The 2,483-nt window shown below is 46.4% G+C and carries 3 protein-coding genes; all 3 read left to right on the top strand.

Features of this window, described 5'->3' with window-relative positions; all coding sequences use genetic code 11:
- A partial coding sequence (locus B7Y67_RS15220; RefSeq protein ID WP_293599360.1) for a hypothetical protein occupies positions 1 to 193 on the top strand: 193 nt, incomplete at its 5' end.
- A gap of 10 nt (positions 194 to 203) precedes the next feature.
- The gene (locus B7Y67_RS15215; protein ID WP_293599359.1) at positions 204 to 1,880 is read left to right on the top strand and encodes a PhoH family protein; all 1,677 of its coding nucleotides are present in this window, start codon (positions 204 to 206) and stop codon (positions 1,878 to 1,880) included.
- On the top strand, positions 1,861 to 2,391 hold the full coding sequence (locus B7Y67_RS15210) for a C40 family peptidase (RefSeq protein WP_367227293.1): 531 nt from the start codon (positions 1,861 to 1,863) through the stop codon (positions 2,389 to 2,391). The genes B7Y67_RS15215 and B7Y67_RS15210 overlap by 20 nt, the downstream gene beginning before the upstream one ends.
- The last annotated feature ends 92 nt before the right edge of the window (positions 2,392 to 2,483 follow it).

Below are 2,483 nucleotides of genomic sequence, written 5' to 3'. Positions count from 1 at the left end.
AAAGCCCAAAATTTGGGGTAAAGTTGTTCATATGCACCGTAAACGACGGGAAAGTCTAACAGTCAGTTTGACTCATCAGCCTGAATACTTCAGAACAGGCTCGGTAAGCATCCCCCGCCGTTTTTCAGATCGTTTTACACCCAGTTTCGTTATAGACCGTCAATGCAATCCGCTTGGCGGTTTTTTCTTTTAGGAGAGTCTGCATGCCATTGCCCCCAATCCCAACTCAAATTGCTGGCCAAGTAAAAATTAGTAGCAAAGACACTCCAAATTTAAAAAAGCGTCCTGCACCAGCAAAAACTGTTGTGATGGAAAGTCATGCTCCAGATTGGGTAACAGATGCAGAAGAGGACTTATCTGCCGCTGAAGTCGCCCTCGAGAAAATCAAAAGTGATCGCAGTCCAGTTGCGCCACGTCATGAGCGTGATGACAGGAAAATGGCAAGCGTCCCAGAAAAACCAAAGCGCATTGTTCGCACTGGTCCACCTAGCCTATTTGTTTTAGATACCAATGTACTGATGCATGACCCGAGCTCCCTGTTCCGCTTCTCCGAACACGACCTCTTCCTGCCAATGACCACACTTGAGGAGTTGGATAACCACAAGAAAGGGATGACTGAGGTTGCCCGTAATGCCCGTACCGTCAGCCGCTCATTAGATCAATTGGTTGCCGGCACCAGCGGTACATTAGATGAAGGTATTCCACTCAATAAATTAGGTAATCAGGATGTATCTGGTCGCCTCTTTTTCCAAACCAAGCTAACCACTGAATCATTACCCGAAGGACTGCCTGAGGGTAAAGGTGACAACCTCATCCTCGCTGTTGTGAGCGAACTCCAAAAGACACGCAAAGGTCAAGAGGTAGTTTTGGTATCTAAAGATATCAATATGCGTATTAAGGCGCGTGCTCTAGGATTGCCTGCTGAAGACTACTTCAACGATCAAGTGCTAGAGGATCGAGATTTAATGTATTCCGGTGTCATGTCTTTGCCAGCAGACTTCTGGCCCAAGCATGGCAAAGATATGGAAAGCTGGGCTGATGGCAAATCTGGCACGATGTTTTATCGCGTCACCGGCCCTTCAGTTCCAAACATGCTGGTCAATGAGTTTGTCTATCAAGAAAATCCAGATGGCTCCACACCTTTTTACGCGCAAGTAAAAGAAATTAATGGCAAGACCGCCCTCCTACAGACATTGAGGGATTTTTCACACCAGAAAAATAATGTGTGGAGTGTGACCGCGCGCAACCGCGAACAAAACTTCGCAATGAACTTGCTAATGAACCCGGATGTGGATTTCATTACATTACTAGGCCAAGCTGGTACCGGAAAAACCTTGCTAGCTCTAGCTGCTGGCCTTGAACAGGTGTTAGATAGCAAGCGCTATAACGAAATTATCATTACTCGCGCTACCGTTCCTGTTGGTGAAGATATTGGCTTTTTGCCAGGCACTGAAGAGGAAAAAATGCAGCCTTGGATGGGTGCTTTTGATGACAACCTTGAGGTCTTGCAACGTAATGAAGATGGTGGTGCCGGTGAATGGGGTCGTGCTGCTACCCAAGAATTGATTCGTTCACGCATCAAAGTAAAGAGTATGAACTTCATGCGTGGCAGAACTTTTGTGAGTAAGTTTGTGATTATTGATGAAGCGCAAAACTTAACTCCAAAACAAATGAAGACTTTAGTGACTCGTGCCGGCCCAGGAACTAAGATTGTTTGCTTGGGTAATATTGCCCAAATCGACACACCTTACTTAACTGAAGGCTCTTCAGGGTTAACTTATGTGGTTGATCGCTTCAAAGGCTGGCGTCATGGTGGGCATGTGACTCTAGCTCGTGGAGAACGTTCACGTCTTGCGGATCATGCTGCTGACGCACTCTAAGCAACTTCCCTCATGCCGCACTCTCATTGGGTGCGGCATTTTTATTTGCGCCCTCCTCTCATTGTCGGGGTGCAGCAGCTTTGGAGCAAAAAATAATGCTGCTAAGGTTGCACAATTCAAGCAAGATACCAGCGTAGGTACTGAAGATATTTCGATCGCTGCAGTAGGTTTGGTGGGTGTGCCTTATCGCTATGGCGGCAATAATCCTAAGGGTGGATTTGATTGCAGTGGGCTGATTGCTTACGTCTACCAAAAGTCAGCCAACATTAAACTGCCACGGACCATTCAAGAAATGAGCTCTAGGGGTAAAAGCGTTGAAAATCAACCGCCCGCACCAGGAGACCTAGTCTTTTTCAACACTACCGGTGCTAAGTATTCACATGCAGGAATTTATGTTGGGCAAGGTAGATTTGTACATGCCCCAAGCGCTGGAGGAACTGTGCGCCTGGAGTACATCACTACACCCTATTGGGCAGCTAGGTTTACTGAGGCCAGAAGGTTGACGCCTTAATTATCAATCTTTCAACTGATAGTAAAGCAGGTAGCAAGTAAATCTCATTGGATCAAGTTAAAAAGCCTCGCAACACGAGGCTTTTTTATTCT

The sequence above is a fragment of the Polynucleobacter sp. 35-46-11 genome, from assembly GCF_002281105.1.
The sequence above is the reverse complement of the archived record's forward strand: the minus strand, read 5'-3'. Positions and strand labels throughout refer to the sequence as shown.

What these genes read in the sequence shown, in the direction of transcription:
- B7Y67_RS15215 (WP_293599359.1), top strand. Translation starts at nt 204, where the DNA reads ATGCCATTGCCCCCAATCCCAACTCAAATTGCTGGCCAAGTAAAAATT.
- B7Y67_RS15210 (WP_367227293.1), top strand. Translation starts at nt 1,861, where the DNA reads ATGCTGCTGACGCACTCTAAGCAACTTCCCTCATGCCGCACTCTCATT.